This window comes from Paenibacillus sp. VTT E-133280, from assembly GCF_002264385.1.
GTDB lineage: Bacteria > Bacillota > Bacilli > Paenibacillales > Paenibacillaceae > Paenibacillus_AQ > Paenibacillus_AQ nitricinens.
Map to the genome: position 1 here is coordinate 30,419 of NZ_NFUX01000008.1, position 19,435 is coordinate 49,853.

Annotated in this window: 16 protein-coding genes; 13 read left to right on the forward strand and 3 right to left on the reverse strand. The window is 42.8% G+C overall.

Annotation, left to right across the window (positions count from 1 at the left end):
• Positions 1-19: 19 nt before the first annotated feature.
• Positions 20-793, reverse strand: a complete 774-nt coding sequence (locus CA600_RS05560) for an AraC family transcriptional regulator (RefSeq protein ID WP_094869273.1) — start codon at positions 791-793, stop codon at positions 20-22.
• Between the two features lie 18 nt (positions 794-811).
• Positions 812-1,393: a LysE family translocator gene (locus CA600_RS05565; protein ID WP_094869274.1), complete on the reverse strand. Its 582-nt coding sequence runs from the start codon at positions 1,391-1,393 to the stop codon at positions 812-814.
• Between the two features lie 86 nt (positions 1,394-1,479).
• Here CA600_RS05565 and CA600_RS05570 point away from each other — a divergent pair, with 86 nt between their 5' ends.
• Positions 1,480-2,100, forward strand: coding sequence for a GNAT family N-acetyltransferase (locus tag CA600_RS05570; protein ID WP_094869275.1), 621 nt, complete (start codon positions 1,480-1,482; stop codon positions 2,098-2,100).
• A gap of 185 nt (positions 2,101-2,285) precedes the next feature.
• On the opposite strand, the gene CA600_RS05575 is transcribed toward CA600_RS05570, so the two are convergent.
• On the reverse strand, positions 2,286-3,869 hold the full coding sequence (locus CA600_RS05575) for a helix-turn-helix domain-containing protein (protein ID WP_094869276.1): 1,584 nt from the start codon (positions 3,867-3,869) through the stop codon (positions 2,286-2,288).
• 211 nt (positions 3,870-4,080) lie between these two features.
• Here CA600_RS05575 and CA600_RS05580 point away from each other — a divergent pair, with 211 nt between their 5' ends.
• The 12 genes from CA600_RS05580 to CA600_RS05635 all read left to right on the forward strand — a co-directional run bounded on the left by CA600_RS05580 (position 4,081) and on the right by CA600_RS05635 (position 19,253).
• The gene (locus CA600_RS05580) at positions 4,081-5,091 is read left to right on the forward strand and encodes an ABC transporter substrate-binding protein (protein ID WP_179281542.1); all 1,011 of its coding nucleotides are present in this window, start codon (positions 4,081-4,083) and stop codon (positions 5,089-5,091) included.
• Positions 5,088-6,131: an NAD(P)/FAD-dependent oxidoreductase gene (locus CA600_RS05585; protein ID WP_094869278.1), complete on the forward strand. Its 1,044-nt coding sequence runs from the start codon at positions 5,088-5,090 to the stop codon at positions 6,129-6,131. The genes CA600_RS05580 and CA600_RS05585 overlap by 4 nt, the downstream gene beginning before the upstream one ends.
• A 192-nt stretch (positions 6,132-6,323) precedes the next feature.
• Complete coding sequence (locus CA600_RS05590) at positions 6,324-7,328, forward strand: Gfo/Idh/MocA family protein (protein ID WP_094869279.1); 1,005 nt, start codon at positions 6,324-6,326, stop codon at positions 7,326-7,328.
• 27 nt (positions 7,329-7,355) lie between these two features.
• On the forward strand, positions 7,356-8,276 hold the full coding sequence (locus CA600_RS05595; protein ID WP_094869280.1) for a helix-turn-helix domain-containing protein: 921 nt from the start codon (positions 7,356-7,358) through the stop codon (positions 8,274-8,276).
• Positions 8,277-8,293: 17 nt separating this feature from the next.
• A complete protein-coding gene (locus CA600_RS05600; protein ID WP_094869281.1) occupies positions 8,294-9,376 on the forward strand; it encodes a Gfo/Idh/MocA family protein in 1,083 nt (360 codons plus the stop codon).
• A 140-nt stretch (positions 9,377-9,516) separates the two neighbouring features.
• On the forward strand, positions 9,517-10,221 hold the full coding sequence (locus CA600_RS05605; protein ID WP_094869282.1) for a response regulator transcription factor: 705 nt from the start codon (positions 9,517-9,519) through the stop codon (positions 10,219-10,221).
• A 3-nt stretch (positions 10,222-10,224) separates the two neighbouring features.
• Positions 10,225-11,607 carry a sensor histidine kinase gene (locus CA600_RS05610; protein ID WP_094869283.1) on the forward strand — a complete coding sequence of 461 codons (1,383 nt, stop codon included), beginning with the start codon at positions 10,225-10,227 and terminating at the stop codon, positions 11,605-11,607.
• A gap of 93 nt (positions 11,608-11,700) precedes the next feature.
• Entirely contained in the window at positions 11,701-12,234 is a 534-nt protein-coding gene (locus CA600_RS05615) for a hypothetical protein (protein WP_094869284.1), read from the forward strand.
• 128 nt (positions 12,235-12,362) lie between these two features.
• A complete protein-coding gene (locus tag CA600_RS05620) occupies positions 12,363-13,484 on the forward strand; it encodes an FtsW/RodA/SpoVE family cell cycle protein (protein ID WP_094869285.1) in 1,122 nt (373 codons plus the stop codon).
• A 30-nt stretch (positions 13,485-13,514) separates the two neighbouring features.
• Entirely contained in the window at positions 13,515-14,534 is a 1,020-nt protein-coding gene (locus CA600_RS05625; RefSeq protein WP_094869286.1) for an LCP family protein, read from the forward strand.
• A 177-nt stretch (positions 14,535-14,711) separates the two neighbouring features.
• Complete coding sequence (locus tag CA600_RS05630) at positions 14,712-15,887, forward strand: MFS transporter (RefSeq protein ID WP_094869287.1); 1,176 nt, start codon at positions 14,712-14,714, stop codon at positions 15,885-15,887.
• 324 nt (positions 15,888-16,211) lie between these two features.
• Positions 16,212-19,253: an RCC1 domain-containing protein gene (locus tag CA600_RS05635; RefSeq protein ID WP_179281543.1), complete on the forward strand. Its 3,042-nt coding sequence runs from the start codon at positions 16,212-16,214 to the stop codon at positions 19,251-19,253.
• Positions 19,254-19,435 lie beyond the last annotated feature (182 nt).

A 19,435-nucleotide genomic window follows, 5' to 3' on the forward strand; every position in this document is an offset into this window, starting at 1 on the left:
GAATACAGGTTACTTCTGCTCAATGCAGCTGTAACCTGTATTCATGTGCGGTTATGCCAAACACGCTTTTAAAATGCCGGTTCAAATGAGTTAAATCCACAAATCCACACTCTACTACAGCGGCATAAATATCCTTAGTTTTCTCAATGGACTGCTTGGCATGCTCTACCTTGCAATTTAAGAAAAATTGATAAGGTGATATTCCAGTATGTGTCTTAAACTCTCGGATAAATTGATATTTGGAAAGTCCAAACTCTTTACAGAGATCATCTAGTTTCAATACATGTTCTAAACTGCAGTACATCATTTCCTTTGCTTTTTTGACAAATTTATTATTAATCCTGTGCTCTGTAACTAGTTCAGTATTAGATACAACATGAACCAGGTTTAACAACAGCTCACTGCATAAGGACTCCTCTTTACCATTCTGGATGGCATGACTTAGCGCTAATATGCACTGTGCCAATTTGTCATCATATAGGATGGGAGAGGAGAAGCGGAGTTCTTTTTTTCCTAGGATCTCTTGTATCAAGGTTGGCTTGATATATAGCATGACATAATCAATACCTGCTTTATCATATGAATTGCCGTCATGCGTTTGCTCTCGATTAAATAGCATTACACCATTTTTATGAGAGGATTGCAAGCTACCCTCAAGGTTATATTGCTGAATGCCACGTAAGGTGACACCAATTGCGTATTCTTCATGGCAATGTTTTTTATAAGTGAAATCACTCATGCTAGCTGACAATGTTAGGATATCTACCGACTTTTTATAGTTGAAACTCTCCACGCTCTTAACCTCCAAGACTTATAGGATTCCCGATATCATAATGGCAGAGTATACTAAAAATAATGCCATCAGAGTATTTAGAACTTTTTGATGATTTTGCAGAAATGCTCTGAAGATTGCCCCGAATACAACCCATGTCGTAAAAGCAAAAAATCCGATCACAGTTATAATTATAACAAACATAAATAAGGTAAGAGAAGAAGTATAGAATGGCATTACATAGCTGGGAATGACTGTTAAAGTAAATAAGAGCACTTTAGGATTCACAAGCTGCATAAGTAAACCCGAGCGAAAATTGGCATTTGGATTAGGCTTGTCTTCCATTGATCCCATCTTATAGATTTTGTAAGCTAGGTAGAGCATATATATACTCCCAATGACTTGCATAATGATCAGAATATTTGGGATGATCTCTACCAGAACACGATTCATTAAGGTAGAAAGGATAAGCAATAGCCCAAAAGCCATCGTAGCCCCGTATACATACCGCATGGTTTTCTTAGCCCCTGAATGTTGCACGGAAGAAAGAATAACAATATTGGCAGGACCAGGTGAACATGTAACTACAATGCAATAGAGAAGAAAGGAAATTATATTCATGATGACCTCCAGTAAAAGTTGTCTTATGAATATAAACCTCCTACCTTGATTGTTTATAGTACATTATTGCAGAGGAGATCAACATAATGAATAAGACGAAGCATCTAACTATTAGTACACTCACTGAGGGTGATTATGTATCTACATGCCGGGTTTTTGAAAAATCAATATCAGATGCCTTTAACAAAGAGGGATTAGGTCACTTACAAGAGGACATACAAAGTGAAACCGATCATAAAAAGCAAAAGGCGCTATCTTCACTGAAACAGGCAAACACGGATACTTATTTTTTTATCGCTAAAATCAATGGGAAGGTTGTGGGTACAATTTCCTATGGTCCATGTGGTGAGACTATTCAAATCTGTGCAGAACATCAGTTGGATCATTTGGGAGAATTGGGTAGTTTATACGTGTTGCCAAGCTATCAGGGAAAAGGGATTGGTTCGGCATTAATTAAGCAAATGATGATATTTCTACACGAACATGGGATCGAGCAATTTTGTTTGGACAGTGGCTATAAACGCGCACAAATCAAGTGGCAGCGTAAATTTGGGGAGCCTTATAAGGTAATAAAAGATTATTGGGGTCCCGACTCCGATCATATGGTTTGGCTGTGTAATGTGAGTGATCATTTAGAAAAAGAGACTTGTAAGAAATGTTTAACCTATAAGCCTTCAATGAGTAAATTCGCTTCCAGTAAATTGTGAAATAAAAAAGACAAAGTGCCTTCCTTGCATCATTCCCGAAACAGCTGCTGGCAAGAGAATGGTAGTTATGATGCCAGCAAATGCTGCTTTTATGATTTGGCCAGCTATGATAGCTGGCTTTTTTAAGCGTGATCTTGGTTTCGTTTGATAGAGTAAAGAGAATCTTTAGCCAGATTGCTTTCAAACTAGCGAGCAAGCAGTAGCTTCATCTGCACGTCCATTTGGCTGTACATGGAGATGGGGTCGCTGACAGCGAAATGCTCTGGGTCTATGGAATAAACACGATTATTTTGTACAGCCTTTAACTGCTTCCAGATGAATGTCTTCTCCAGCGTTCTGAATCGAACCGGATCAAGAATGCTCACAAATAATCGGTCGCCTGCGTATAGCGAAAGTTGCTCCTCAGTAATCAGGCGATAAGCCTCACGGTTTAGCATCTCTTGCTCAATAATGGGAGGGGCTGTCATGCCCAGGCCATCATATAAATTATAAGCTCCACGACACCAGAAGTTGCCAAACACATAAATGGAATCGGTGCGTATTTCGATAACAGAAACCGTTTCTTCTTTGGATATGAATCCTCGTAATTCGGTTCTGTGACGCTCAGCTTTCTGTTCATATTGCAAAATTAGCTGCTGCGCGATCCTCTGTTTATTAAAAGCTTCGCCAAGCATTGCCAGTAAAGTCATTGGTTTATGGTCGTTTTGGGAGAAGATCATCGTAGAGGCAACGGATGACAGCTCTTCACATTCCTGTTCGTTTGATACAAGTATATATTCCGGATTTAACTCGGCGATCTCTTCCAGTTGATAAGGAATATTGTTTATACGGTGAATATCCAGACTAAGGTTTCGCAAGTAGGGTCTGTTGGTTAAATTCTTTGCGGCTGCGATGGGCCGGATGCCAAGTGCGAGTAAATGCCCAAGGCAGGTTAGTGCACAAATATGAGCTGGTTTGTTCTCATAGTTGCGGACAAATTGTCCGGGAGTTAGGCCCTCCGTCTGCTTAAAGCGGCGGTTAAAATAAAATTCATCCCGATAGCCAACCTTGACGGAGATCTCTTGCAGGCGCTCGCCTTTTAATAAGAGCTGTTTTGCTGATTCCATCCGCAATGCCGTGATGTACTCCAAAACATGTTTTCCAGTAATTTGCTTAAACCAGTGGGTGAATCTGCGTTTGCTGATTTGGGCTCGCGCAGCAAGCTCCTCTACGGATATCTCCTCGGTAAAGTGCTCTTTGAGCTGTTCAATAATAGCTAGTACAGATTGACGTGTTGTTTCGGAAGCAGGCTGATCTTCCGTGCTCTCTATCATGATTCGCATCAACTTTTGGAATCTCGTGTGATTGTCCATTTGCCGTGCAGCAGACTTATCATTCTGATATTTGCTGATTTCCCTGACGATGCGCAGCGGAACTTTAGTAGAGGAAATACGGCATTCACCGACTTGCAAATAGGTTGCGACGGGTCTGGCTGTGTTGCCTAGGATAGAAAAGTTGAGCAACCAAAACAAGCTGCCCTGACCGTGAAATATGCTCATGTCGATAATCGATCCAGGATTAAATAGCCAGCAGCTTCCGGCCTTTAACGTATACTCTTCATCATTCCACCCTAGCGTACCCTCACCTTCCTCTGTGACTAACAAGGTATATGAGGTCAACGGTTGCGGGGGGATTCCACTTGATGGGGAAGTAACAACATGTTGTAAATGGTGCAATTCAAAATAAAGGGTATGTACCGGCTTTGTAACCTCTAAACCGTTCCTGTCCAAGTGAAAACCTCCAAGCTTAGTTGAGAATCGTTATCAATTAAAGGAATCATACAGCAAAGCTACATAGATATCAATCGATTCCTTCTAGTTATTAAGCAGCCCAATAGTATAAAATAACGTCCCATCCTATCCTTGTCGGAGTTAAGGGCAAAAACTATACTGGCTATAGTTGATAATGATTATCAATAAAACAGAGAGATGGGCGGAGACAATGATGGTAATTCAAAGCAAGAATATACGGAAAGGTCTAACTGTACTTTGTATCGCAATGGCATTAAGTGCGTGTGGCAGCAACGGCGGAGGCAGCGAAGCAAAATCGACAAATACAAGGGCGGCTGCAACTAACCAAGGAAGCGGACAAGAAAATATATCAGCAACCAAGTTTGTGATGGATGCTTACGATAAACAGGTGGAGATTCCAAGTTCGCCCAAGCGGATTATTTATACAGATAACACAGTCGGGGATATTTTGCTATTTGGCGTTCAACCTATTGGACTGATTCAGGATGGGCTTCAATATGCCGTGTACAGGGATGAAGTGAAAGACGTTGCCGATGTGGGCTGGCCGCCGAGCCCGGAGAAGTTGATTGAGCTGGAGCCTGATCTAATTATTACCTCGATGACGGATGCGCAGCAGCTTGAAGTTATGAGAAAAGTTGCGCCAGTTATTCAGACGAATGAGTGGGATCCAATGCCTGTACGTGTGAAGAGGATTGGCGATTGGCTAGGCTTTGAGAAAGAGGCGGATGAATTTCTAGCGAAGCATGAGGCTGACATTAATGAAATGTGGGATTCTCTGCTGCAGAAGGGCACCATTCAGAGCGGTGAGACGGCTTCTGTCTTTCAATATATGCTAGGTCAAAATAGACTTAGCGTGTATACGACCAGCTATTTGCCAACGTTTGTCTATCATGAGAAAGGATTCAAACCGACAGCAGGTATCCAAGAGCTGATTGATGATCCAGAGAACTACGGATACTCGGACATATCTGCTGAAGTGCTTCCGAATATAGCAGGAGACCGAATCTTTATTGTTTATTTTGACGGTCCTGAGCTTGATGAGGTTAAGCGAATGATCAACGAGCCGATCTGGAGAGATTTGCCGGCCGTAAAAGCGGGGAAAGTTTATTTTGTAAACGGGGGGCTGGGCATTACAACAGATCCGCTCGCGAGAGAAGCGCTAATTAAGCAGCTTCCAGTTATGTTGGGAGAGCAGTCATGAGCCATTCTCTGGAATTATTCGATGTTACGATTATTGGCGGCGGCCCTACGGGATTGTACACGGCCTTTTACAGTGGCATGAGAGAACTGAAAACCAAGCTCATAGAAACTCAGGACGAATTGGGTGGACGCATACTGACCTACCCGGAGAAAATGATTTGGGATGTTGGAGGGATCACCCCTGTCCGCGGGGAAAAGCTGATCGACCAGTTGGTTCAGCAAGCACAAACCTTTGAGCCGATGATTGTGCTCGGCCAGCGTATCCAGCATTGTGAGCGGCAGGAGGATGGGAATTTTCTGCTGACGACAGATGCTGGTGAGCAGCATCTCACTCGGACGGTTATTCTGGCCATCGGTTATGGCGCTCGCAAGCCGGCAAAGCTGGAGATCGAGGGAGCAGATCGTTTCGAAGTGACCAATCTGCATTATACGGTGCAGCAGCTGGACGGCTTTCGCGGCAAGCGGGTATTGATCTCTGGCGGCGGTGATGCCGCGGTGGATTGGGCTGTTGAGCTGGAACCGATTGCGGCCAGCGTGACGATAGTCCATCGACGCGGTGAATTCGGAGGACACGAAAGGACTGTAAGCCAAATGAAACAGTCTTCCGTGACGATCCTTACCCCCTTTACGGTAGAAGCGCTTCATAGCCAGGATGGTACAACTATAGACACTGTCACCGTAGCTCATACTGTTACAGGCGAGCAACAGAAGCTTGAGGTCGATGCGGTGGTCGTCAGTCACGGGATGAGGTGCGATTACGGTTCGATCCGTAATTGGGGGCTTAATATGAATGAATGGAACATGCAGGTAGACGACCAAATGGTTACCAACATTCCGGGTATCTACGCGGCGGGTGATTTCGTTACTTATCCGAGCAAGGTGGAGCTGATTGCGGGTACTTTCACCAGCGGTATTTTAGCGTTAAATAGTGCGAAGAAGTACATGGAACCGGAAGCCCCTTACATGGCCTACGTCTCGTCCCATAACGACCGTTTCAAAGAGAAGAACCGTGCGCTAGGCGTTGTGGAGGAAGAGGAATAAAATAGCTGATGAACTTGCATGCAGACAGGGCTGCCCGAATGGGGTGGTCCTTTTTGCTCATTTATAACTTAATTACTTTTGTGTCGTAATATTATATATTAAATGTCGCATTTCCCTACTAATAAAGGGCTTTGTTATGTGATATTTTATTAGTAGATGTCAGAATAACATATATACAGGAGGCACAAGCAAATGACGATAAAAATTGGTAAGATTAGCTATTGGCATGTACATGCTTGGGACTATACGAAGCAAGCTCAAGAACATGAGGATACTGTATTGGCTGCGGTTTGGGATGAAGATGCAGAGCGTGGGAAAAAAGCTGCCGAAAGCTTAAATGTTCCTTTTTTCGATTCACTGGAGGACCTGCTTGCGCAAGAGGATATAGATGCTGTCATAGTGGATGCGCCTACCAATGTGCATAGAGATGTAATTGTTGCTGCGGCTAAAGCGGGCAAACATATTTTTACGGAAAAAGTAATTGCCCCTACACATAAAGAAGTTGAAGAGATCATAAGCGCAGTGGAAGAGAACGAGGTGAAGCTGACCGTATCCTTGCCACGTCTAAATGATGGATACGCGTTAACGATTCAAGAAGTTCTAAGTCAAGAACTGCTCGGAGAGATCACCTACGTTAGAGTACGCTTATCCCATAATGGGGCTACAGAAAACTGGCTTCCCGATCATTTCTATAGCTTGGAACAATGTGGTGGCGGAGCTTTGATTGATCTGGGCTGTCATCCTATGTATTTGACGAAGCTTTTCTTAGGTCAAGAGGTGACCGGTGTAAGTGCTAATTTTGGTTATGTCACGGGCAAGGAAGTAGAAGATAATGCAGTGGTAACATTATTTACGAATTCAGGAGCAATTGGTGTGGTCGAGGCTGGTTTCGTGAATAGTCATTCGCCGTTTACCATCGAGGTACATGGAACCGAAGGAACTCTTCTTTACGGAACACCAGAGGATAAGCTTCTCCTTAGAAGTAACAAATCCGCTGACAAAGAGGAAGGATGGAAAGAAGTAGCGCTACATGCTAATCGTGAAAGCGCATTCCATCAGTGGGTTAATCATATCCAAAAGGATACTTTCGCCACCGAGAATGTTCAAATTGCTGTGGACCTTACGAGATTAATGGAAGCGGCGAATCGTTCTGCTAAAGAAGCTCGTATGGTTCGGTTAGCAGATCTAGACGCTTAACCGGTCTCCACCTGTCAGGAGGATGTTATATTGAGTAACTTTCCCTATGAGATGATGTTTGAGAAACATGATATGCTCGAGAGATTGGATATTTCAATCCAATGGGGACATTACGAGATTACAGTTCTTAGATTTCATTTGATCTCTTTTCCGCCGGGAAGAGTCATAGATTTCCATAATCATTCTGAGTTCGAGTTTCATTTTATTCCACGAGGAAAGGGAGAAGTTATTCTTGGCGATCTGCAATATCCTTTGTCGGAGGGAATGCTCTATTTAACCGGACCGGGTGTCATGCATCGCCAAGAGGCGGATCCAGAAGAATCCATGGAAGAACTGTGTCTACATGTGGACATCAAAGAGAAGATCAGAGAGGACGTAGATCCTTGGGAGGTTGCGGAGGCTGAGACCTGTGTTCAGAAGCTAAAGCAGTTACCGCTAGTTCCAGCACAAGATTATCACAGCGCTATGAAATGTTTTCTTGAAGCCTATGAAGCTTGTGAAGGTAAATTAACGGGATATTATACTTCCATTAAACATCTCGTAATTAGCATTTTATTAAAGGCAGTAAGAGCGTATGATGCTGGTGGAATTCGAACAGAAGCGCCTGTTAGAGATATGTCAACTTATCGGTACCAATATGCCATTCAATATATGGAAGCTAATTATTCAGGAGCCGTTACCTTGGAGAATGTTGCTGAAAAGCTGAATATTAGTTCAAGGCAGCTGCAGCGAGTGTTTAAACAAGTTAACGCCGAACAATCTTTCAGTAGGGCGCTTGAGGATATCCGGTTGAAAGCGGTCTGCCGTAAGCTTGAAGAAAGCAATTATCCGATCGAACAAATCGCTCAATCCGAAGGATTTACGAATGCAACGTATTTGCATATCGTATTTCGCAAGCGTTTAGGCATGACTCCAGCAACTTATCGAAATACAAAACAAACTAATTAGAAGTGAGGGTGAATGAAATGAGTAAAGTTTTTCGCGTAGGAATTATTGGGTGTGGTGGAATTGCGAACGGGAAGCATCTACCAAGTTTGAGCAGACAAAGTAAGGTTGAGATCGTTGCCTTCTGTGACATTATTAAAGAACGTGCGGAAGAAGCGGCGGAGAAATACGGAAGTTCTGAAGCTGTAGTCTATACAGAATATACTGAATTGTTGAAAGATCATTCTATTGATATTATTCACGTGCTAACGCCGAATGACGCTCATGCAGAGATCTCAATTGCAGCCCTTGAAGCAGGAAAACATGTCATGTGCGAAAAACCAATGGCTAAAACGGCAGCAGATGCCAAACGAATGGTGGAAGCGGCGAAACGTACAGGCAAGAAGTTAACCATTGGATATGACAACCGCTACAGAGAAGACAGCTTATATTTGAAAAAAGCATGTGAGTCCGGGGAGCTTGGTCATATCTATTTTGCAAAAGCACATGCCATCAGACGGAGAGCGGTACCGACATGGGGCGTATTTCTCGATGAAGAGAAGCAAGGTGGAGGGCCACTGATCGATATCGGAACCCATGCGCTGGATCTAACGCTGTGGATGATGGATAACTATAAACCGAAAGTCGTGCTGGGCACCAAATATCATGAACTCTCGCAAAAAGAAGAGGCCGCCAACGCTTGGGGACCTTGGGACCCTAAAAAGTTCACCGTGGAGGACTCAGCGTTTGGGATGGTCGTAATGGAGAATGGCGCCACAATTATGCTGGAAGCGAGCTGGGCACTCAATTCTCTGGATGTGCATGAAGCGAAATGCAGCTTGAGCGGGACTGAAGCAGGCGCTGATATGAAGGACGGACTTAGAATTAATGGAGAGAAATTCAGCAAGCTGTACACCAATAAAATTGAGCTTGGGGCAGGCGGCGTTGCTTACTATGAAGGAAAAGCAGAGAGTGCACCTGACATCGAATTAAGAAAGTGGATCGAAGCTATTGAACAGGATAAAGACCCGGTTGTAACACCTGAACAGGCATATGTTGTTTCGCAAATATTAGAAGCGATTTATGAATCTGCACAAACGGGTAAGGCTGTGTATTTGGATTAGATTTTTGACAAGCATAGCGATATAGAGTAATATCCACTTGTGATTTAATTACAGGGATCTGAGACAAGACTCTCTCTTTACCGGGAGAGTTTTTTTGTTTTTTTTGCTTGTTTGAATACTGGTTTATAGGGGTGAAGAGCATGAATACTGTAGAGCGAAATCAAGTTCTTATTGTGGAAGATGACGATAATATTAGACGGTTTATAGCTATAAATTTAACGAATAATGGGTTTATGGTTAGTGAAGCTGCTTGTGGAGAAGAAGCATTGCAGAGCTTTGAGGCGAACCGGTCAGACGTTATTGTTCTGGACATCATGCTGCCGGATTTGAATGGGTTTGAGATTTGCCGGAAGGTAAGAGAGCAGGACCCTGGGGTCATCATCATTTTTTTAACAGCACGAGGACAAGATCTGGATAAAATCAATGGCCTTGAAATGGGTGCCGACGATTACATTGTGAAACCTTTTAATCCATTAGAACTGGTGGCACGGATTAAAGCGATATTGCGCCGTACAGAAACAGCTCTAAAACCGCAAAGAACTATCCTTCAAGCCGGACCGATTCGCCTGGATCTGAACTCGAACAAGATGTTTAAACACGATGACATTATTGAATTAACCCCGAAGGAGTTCCAGTTGCTGAAGACCTTTCTAGAGCATCCGGATACAGCACTATCTAGGAATGAATTAATGAACCTGGTCTGGGGTGAGGATTATATTGGCGATCCGAAGACAGTAGATGTTCACGTGCGTAAGCTAAGAGAGAAGATTGAAGAGGACGCCTCTAACCCGCATTGGATTGAGACTGTATGGGGGCTCGGATACCGCTTTAGAAAGGATGGTTGAAGAATGGGTATTCAGAAAAGATTAGTAGGAAGCTATTTTGTAGTGATCTGTCTTACGGTGCTCATTCTTGAGATTATCCTTAATTTATCTGTACGTTATTATTATTTTCATAATATAGAGCAAACCCTGATGAATCAGGCGGAACTGTCGGCTTCTTTTTATCAGCAATATTTTAGCGACGAGGATTTAGAGGCACAATCGGATCGGTTGTTAAAGGGCTTTGCCAGTCATTCCGATGCACAGGTACAGATTATTAATGCTGAAGGTCGGCTTTTGCAGGATTCGAACGGAATCCAAGGCGATTTTGCGATGACAGATAACATGGATGTACAAGCAGCCATAAAAGGGCAGCCTAACAGTTGGAAGGGTGAGGACCCCGTAACCGAGGAAGCTATTTTTACGGTGTCCTATCCTTTACAAGCCAAAGGAAACATCGTTGGAGAAGTAAGGTTTATTACCTCCTTAACGGAAACGATACATACAGTTAATCAAATTGCGGTTTTGCTGATCGGGGTAGGTTTGCTCGTGATTGGTATTGTCACCTTGCTTGGATTATTACTATCTTGGACCATAACCAGATCCATTAAAGATCTGAAACAGGCGGCAGATCAAATGTCCGAAGGAGATTTCAGCATAAGAGTACAAAAGCGTTATCAAGACGAGCTTGGTTCCTTGGCAGATACATTGAATATGATGGCCAGTCGAATATCGAACAGTGAACAGCTTAAGAATGATTTTATCGCATCCGTATCCCATGAACTGCGTACGCCATTGACCTCGATCAAAGGCTGGGTAATCACCTTGAAGGCGGGTGGGAAGAGTAACAAGGCGCTGTTTCATGATGGGCTAGATATCATTGAATCTGAAAGTGACAGGTTAACTCATATGGTGGATGAATTATTGGATTTCTCCAAATTGGATAACGGAAGAATCGCAATTCACCTTACAACTGTGGATCTAACAGGGCTGTTGCAGCATATTGGCAGACAACTCACCCCTAGAGCAACCCGACAAGGCATCTTGCTCGAAGTGAAAATAGAAGAGAATTTGCCTGTCATTCAAGCTGACGAGAATCGTGTGAAGCAAGTCATGATTAATCTCATTGATAATTCGCTCAAATTCACTAGTTCCTCAGGTCGAATTCTTATTACTGCCCATACGGTTCCAGGGAAAGTTGTAATTACAGTTGAGGATACTGGGTCAGGCATCGCAGAAGCGGATTTAGAGAATGTGCGGCGAAAATTCTACAAAGCGGACCAACAGGCGTCAGGCAGCGGTTTGGGTCTGTCTATCTCGGAACAGATCATTACATTGCATCATGGGGAACTACGAATAAGCAGTACTTTAGGCAAGGGGACGATTGTCCAATTTGACTTGCCGATATAAATAGAGCTCAAATTTAACTATTTCATAACCACTTTCATCTCTTTCACAGATAAAATACTATATATGCGGACAAGCGAGGAGTCGATGATCCAAATGCCGAGCAAATTCATAAAAATAGGTGCTATGTTAACAACGTTAATTTTGCTCGGAGGATGCGGAGTGCCGGCAACACCAGGAGAGCTGATTAAGCCTCCATCATCAGAAGCAAGCCTGCAGCGAGACAAAACGAGTCAGGAATTTATCAAATGGCTTCCCGACAAAGCTCAATTGATAACTCCGTTGGAAGGACAAGAGGATCATGCTATCTCCTTTGGGGATATGGATGGAGACGGTATTGACGAAGCTGTAGTTGTATATGAGTACAGCAAAAACAAAGGTTCTTCTATAAAAGCGATGCTGCTTAGGCAGGAAAATGAAGCGTGGCAAAAGATTTCGGAGGTTGAGGGGTTTGGGTATGGCCTGGATTATGCCGGATTCTATGATGTCGATGATGATGGCCATAACGAACTCGCACTGGGCTGGTCATTGGGCGAGGCAGGGAACGGACTGGATATTTACACGCTGAGTGAAGATAAATTAAAGCTGTTATCGAAGAAGGCGTATCAGGACAAATTTGATCTGAGATAATCATTCCACTTTATAATCCGCTGCACTTCAGCTTCATCTTGAAGCAAGATGTATTTGTGCACAGGCGGATTATTTATGATGCTCATTTTACAACAAGAAAAATACAGAAATTAAATAGAGGTTGTTTCATGTTTATCTCCACCAAAATTGCAAAGCTGGACAGATCCGTACTTTTTCTCGTAACAGGCCTAGTTGGTATTGGTACTGTTGCTATTTATGGAGCGACTACGGATACACGGTTAGACGGACTTTACATCAGTTCATTGTATTTATTTGCTTTATTTTGCATACCCATGTTATTCATCGCATTGGTAGATTATAAGATTCTATTAGGCTGGTTAGCGTATCTCTTTTATAGCGTGGGTATTGGTCTGCTTGTGCTAGTTAAGCTGGTTGGGGAAAACCTCAATGGTGCCGTGCGTTGGTTAAGTATTGGGAGCTTTCAGCTCCAGCCCTCCGAGCTGGCTAAAATATGTACGGTATTGCTCATTGCTCATCTATTGGGTAAACGAGAAGGACAGCAGCTTCGCTTTTTTCAAGATTTAGTGCCGGTTTGTTTCATTTTTTTAATTCCTTTCATTTTGATCATGGATCAACCCGATTTGGGTACAGCGCTCGTTTTTGCTGGCATATTGCTTAGTATGCTTTGGATTGGTAACATCCGTGCTCTATATATGATTTTGATCCTCGGTGTGGTGATTATTTCGATCGGCACGATACTATGGCTCTACTATGCCAATTTCGACTTATTATCCAAGATTGTCGAGCCCCATCAATTGTCACGAATTCAGGCTTTTTTAGACCCGCAGAGTGATCCGGATAAATCATGGCATGTCAAAAACGCAATGATTGCCATTGGCTCCGGTGGATTATCGGGTAGTGAAGGTATTTTTTTGCGAAAAGGATATATTCCTTACGCGTATTCCGATTCGATCTATGTGGTCATCGGTGCAAAATACGGTTTTATAGGTTCATCTGTGCTGCTGATGCTTTATTTATTGCTCGTCTATCGAATGATCTTTATCGCACTAGAAAGCAGGGATCGTGCAGGAGCATATGTTGTCACCGGATTTATCGCCATGATTATCTTTCAAGTTTCTGTTAACCTTGGAATGCATCTTGGATTGCTGCCCCTAACGGGGATATCCTTGCCGTTTATTAGTTATGGAGGTAGCTCGTTACTTACTAATATGATTGCGATTGGCATAGTGCTAAGTGTGAAAGTCCATAAGGATGAAAGCACGGTTTGAAAAAGCTACTGGAACTGAGTGGAGGGAATTATGACTAACAAACGCAAATGGACAACAACTCGTAAAATTCTGACGAGCATTGGACTTGTCTTAGGCGCAACGATTATCGGAATTGGAGTATATGCAGGGTATTTATACAAAAAAACGGATAACGCGATAGAGCGCATGGCTGCTCCAATCAACGTCCAGCCAACCGCTGCCCTAGAGGAAAAAAAGGAGACGGTATCGGTTGAACCTATGATTTTTCTGCTTGCCGGGGTAGATAGTCGGGACGGTGGTGGTGGGGTAATGAATACCGATGTGTTAATGCTTGTCAGCTTCAATCCTGACACGAAGTCGACGAGTTTCTTATCTATACCGAGGGATTTGTTACTAAAACCTAAATCGTTGCCCTCTCGAAAAGCTAATTATTATTATGCATACCATTACATAAAAGATAAAACTGAAGCTATCCCTAATACAAAAGAGTTTTTCAGCAATTTACTAGGTCTGCCAATTGATCACATGGTCGTAGTGAATTTTGATGTGCTGAAGGAGACGGTGGACTTGCTTGGCGGGCTAACCATTGATGTCGATATGGATATGAAATATATCGATTCGGCAGACGGGACGAACATCGACTTAAAGAAGGGCTTGCAGAAGCTGGATGGCAAACATGTGCTTGATTTTGTGCGTTACCGCAAATCGAATCAAGGAACGGCTGAATCCTCCGATTTTCAGCGCAATGATCGACAGCAGCAAGTAATTAAGCAGATTCTGGATAAGCTAGGGAATTTCCAAGGCGTGTCCCAATGGGGGAATGTATTGGACATCATCGGTGAAAATGTGAAGACAGATATTCCACAAGCAGATCTCCAGCAATGGTTGTTGAACTTCCCTAAACTCAAACCAGATCATATCAATTCCTTACATGTGGAATCTCTTTGGAAGAGTCCATACGTGTATGTGAATAAAGAGGATCTTAAACAAGCACTTACTACTCTGAGTACGGAAGCGGGCGTTAGCTCCGAAAGTTCATTGCACTTGGAGAATATTGGGACGGTAGATTGAAAGGTTATCACTTAAACTGCTCTTAGGAGCAGTTTTTTTGTGTTCTACTAATAATCCCGATAACCAGTAAAGTAATCCGCCATCGGGTAGAGGCCTGACTTCCAGGCATAGTACGATGAACACAGCGATTATGAATCGTATATTGTTTTGGTTTACTTGAGAGGAGAAGGGGATTTCATGAAATACAGACTGAGTATTATGTTTCTTATCGTACTTACAGGGATGATATCGATAGCCGCATTTAATCCGATTATTGGCCCGCTTGCCCGAAATTTGGGACTTAGTGATTTTCAATCAGGATGTTTGGTATCGGTAGCGGGACTTTGCTGGCTGCTCGGAGGGTATTTCTGGGAAAAACAAACATTCATGAGCCGAAAATGGCTGCTCGCTTCGATTATGTTCGTCTATATGGCAACACTAGTCATTTTTGCATTGCTGGCTGATTATGCAGTACATGCTGAGAGCAAAACCAGCCTATTTTGGAGTTTCTTTATCCTTCGTGCAATCGCCGGCTTTTTCTTTGGAGGTATTCCGGCATTAGCACAGGCTTATGTTATGGGCTGGAGTACAAAAGAGACCCGTACTCAGGGAATGGCATTATTCGGTGCAGCCAATGGACTTGGCTTCGTAGTAGGACCTGCAATGAGCGGAGGAATGGCTTCGCTGGGACTCACCTCGCCAATGTACGCCGCAGCGATATTATTATTCACCTTAGCTATTTTGTTTCTAGTGTTTATTCCTAAAGAAAAGAATATCGAGATTGAACGGCAGGCGATTTCACTTTCACCCAACGACAGACGGATACGCCTCTATTTATGGATTGGACTTTTGCTATCGTTTGCGCTGAATATCGTGCAGGTTACTATCGGATTTTTTGTGCAAGACAGCCTTGGATACAGTACCCAGCAAGCCACTCAGTTAATTGGAACGGGTCTGGCTATCTCGGGAATAATGGTGGTGCTCTCACAAATTGTGATCAGCAAATATCTCAAATGGCATCCTAAAAAGGTGCTGCTCGTAGGGCTATTATTTGTGGCTTTGGGTCTGCTAGGTTTGTTATTGTTTATCAGATTTGCTTATGTGGACTTTACATTCTTGGGAATCGGCATCGGCTTTACATTGCTTGGCTACAGTGCCGGTGCTTCAATGGCGGTTCAAGACCATGAGCAAAGAAGCGTTGCTTCCTTTATTGCGGCCCTACAAGGTGGCGGATCATTCATAGGTCCAGTTATAGGCACAGCTTTATACACCGCTAATATGGCACTTCCTTATTCTTTCTGCGTGCTGTTGATTGGCATTGTAGGTATCGCGAATTTGAAAAATAGATCAGCAGATCGTGTGGAAAGTTGTTAAATAGAATGGCTGCTCCTAGAGTAGATTCGAAGCTGTCGAGGGAGACTCGACAGCTTTTTATTATACTACGCAAAATAAATTAGCTAATACAGAAGGCATGGTCTTATTTTCGTTACTCAATAGTTTTACAAAACCTCCTTTTTTTAAATAAGTGTTTTATGGAAATGATAGTATAATATTCCTGAAGGAGAGTGGTGAAGTTTAATACTGCAAGAGGTCCCATGTTCAGAGATTAGGAAGAAACATTGGTTAATTAAGGATGCGAAGGAGTTTAGAGAACATACTATGAATTTATTTAAGAGAGTAGTCCCAAGGAATATAACATTGATAGTTTTAATACTACTGCTAATTACCGGAACGTTTATTACCGCAGTTCCTTCTGCTAAAGCCTTAGAAGTAGGGAATCAGGGGGCTAATACCGGTGTGAAAGTGCAAAAGATTGTTGCCAGCAATCTTCAATCCTATGCTTTAGATATCCAAGGGAATCTGTGGGCTTGGGGTCAATATAATAGCTTTGGGGAGATAGGGAATGCAGCTCCTCAAGAAGTTTCTTTCTTTAAAGATAAGCCGATTAAAGATATTCAAGGTGGTAACCAATTTCTACAGGTACTTCTAAAAGACGGTACGGTATGGGGACGGTTTAACTATTCAAAAGATACTGCATCATTTAGTCAGATTAAGGGGCTTAAGCAGATCGTACAGATCAGCGATGCCAAGGCATATGTCTATGCCACACAGAGTGATGGTACCGTCTGGATGTATGTGCCTTCTGAACCCGGCAAAGCAGCGGTAAAAAGACCTGAGCTTTCAAATGCTGACTTTAAGGCATTCTTTGATACATACGCTATTAAAAACGACGGAACAGTGTGGAGTATCGGCAATAAATCATCGGTTCCTATCCAGGTTGAAGGTCTTTCTGGTATCAAGAAGATTATTGATGGGCAAACGAACCAGCCCAATTATGCCTTGTCAGAGGATGGACAGGTATGGGGTTGGGGTGTCTCAACCATTTATACTTCAAGTTCAAACACAGGTGTAATCAATCTCAAGCTTCTGCAGGGAGAAGAAGGGGCAGTTGAACGGATTGAAGGATTAGAGAGCATTCAGGATATTACTTCTGGAGAGAACTTTTACACCGTTCTGAAAGAGGATAGGACAGTCTGGGCCTGGGGTTTCAACGATCGAAACCAACTGGGAGATGGGACCACCAAGTATTCTGTGGAACCGGTCAAGGTTTCAAATCTGAACAATGCCGTTGGATTGAGCAACGGATGTATGGCGGCTCATTCTTTTGCGCTTCTGGCGGATGGAAGTGCAGTAACTTGGGGAGATAACTCCAAGCAGCAGTCTGGTACCGGGTCAGATCAAAAGACTATTGCTACTCCGGAAAAAGTTGCCTTTTCCGCGTTAACAGTGGACGCAGAGAAGCAGTTCACATTTACTTATGATGGTGTTAAGGGAAACGAGCTAGGGCAAGCTGCCAGCAATGGTAAGGGCCTGGTTATTATTCCTAAGTTGACGGGATTCCTTGTATCAAAAGATTGGGGTGCAACCTGGAGTACAAAGCCTTTACCGATCAATTCAAGCAAAATAAGTATCACTTATCAACATGATCGCTTCTTTTTAAGTGATCAGAATTTAAGCTTACCTCATCTGTATTATTCTCTGGATGGAGAAAAGTGGATCGAAACAGCAGTTGAACTACAGTCATCGGTATTGAAAGCTTACACGATCACTTGGCAGAATAATCAATTCATTCTGTTGTCTTATCCGGATCAAACCATGAAGACGGAAGTTTACACTTCCACGGACGGAAGCATGTGGAACTTGCAAGGCACGGTTGGTGAACGTCTCGATCAGATTTACTGGAATGGTAAACGTTATATGATGACTTACGGGGGATATGCGTACTATGGCTCCGCTAGTACTCGTAATCAATTCCTTTATATCCTGAGCGATAAACGAAATGTTGAGCTTATTGTGTATACATCTGATAATTTAAGCCAGTGGACTCAACAGTCTGGTAAAGTAAATAACAATCTGAAATATAAAGCAACAATAAATGGAAAACCGATTCGTAATTATTGGTTGACTTTTGATGAGCTTCAGTCAGATGGCACGCTAGTATTTTATGATACCGAAGGCAATAACCTCAGTACTAAGGATGGAATTAATTTCAAGCTTGTCAGAACTTCAGAGATGTTCTCCGGTCTGTACAGCCGCAGCAAAATATTCTGGAATGGCAAGCAATACCTAATCTACGCTACTCGATTTCGCGAAGAGGGTATAGTATTTGTATCTACCGATAAAGTGAAATGGCAGCAGCAGAAAATTCCTAATATGCCTTTGGGGATGATGGTGACCTATACCGGGAAAGGTTTTGTTGGTTATTCAGGTACCCGTCTGGCCGTATCCAAAGACGGTTTAAAGTGGGATTTGAAGCAGAGTGCGAAGCCTGATGCTTCCTACAGTCAAGTTGTAAAAGGAAATGGAACATATGTCGCCGTTGGCTCACTTTATACGTATGCAGTTCCAACTGTTGCAACGAGTAAGGACGGAAAGAATTGGCAGCAGATGCTGCTGGGTAACAGGGAGGATACTACAGTAAACGGTCTGACCTCCGTGGCTTGGAATGGTAACGTTTTTGTAGCGGTAGGATTGCAATATGCCTGGACATCCAAAGATGGTATTGCTTGGAACAGAAACAATAAGCCTCTGGATGCCGAAATGAAACACGTGATTTGGACTGGCAAACAGTATGTAGCTATCGGGCATGCTAAAGGCAATGATAAGAAGTCGATGATTTACTCTTCAGAGAACGGAACAACCTGGAAAAAAATCTACAACTGGTCTGGTAAGCTGACGGACATTGCTACTCATAACGGAACCACTGTTGTAGTCGGAACTAATGGCAGTAAAGCCATCGTTTTACAGAGTACTAATTTAACCAAATGGAATCTGCAGACCTTTACGCTGGGGAATGATCTCCCTAATTGGAAGCAACAGCAGAACGACTATGAAGAAGCTTACACTTTCTTGAATGTACAATGGGCGAAGGATAAATTCATCATTGTATCGGATCATATTTATAGCTCAGCTAATGGTCTGCAATGGACATCAGTAAAGGGACAATATGATCAATATATAGAAACCCATGCCGCCAGCAGTAACGCTAGTAGATTGGTTTGGACCGGAAAAGATTACCGTTTCATAAGCAGCAACAGAATCGGAGTCTCGAAGGATTTAAAGAGTTGGAACTTTTATGAGCATAATGAATTCTATAATTTTAATGAAATGCTTTGGACAGGCACTGACATGTTGGTGACTGGAGCTGATGGATTGCTAGTGCATTTGCGCGAAAACTAATAGATTACGTAACAGGCGATTCTCACAAGTGATTTAAACTATTAGAAACCTTATGAAAAGACGAAACGTATTACATCAACAACTATGCGTTTCGTCTTTTTGTATGCATAAAATAAATAATCAGACAAATGAAATTTTGATGGAGCAGAAAGAATTTTTTATCAAGTTTTTTACCTCGTAAC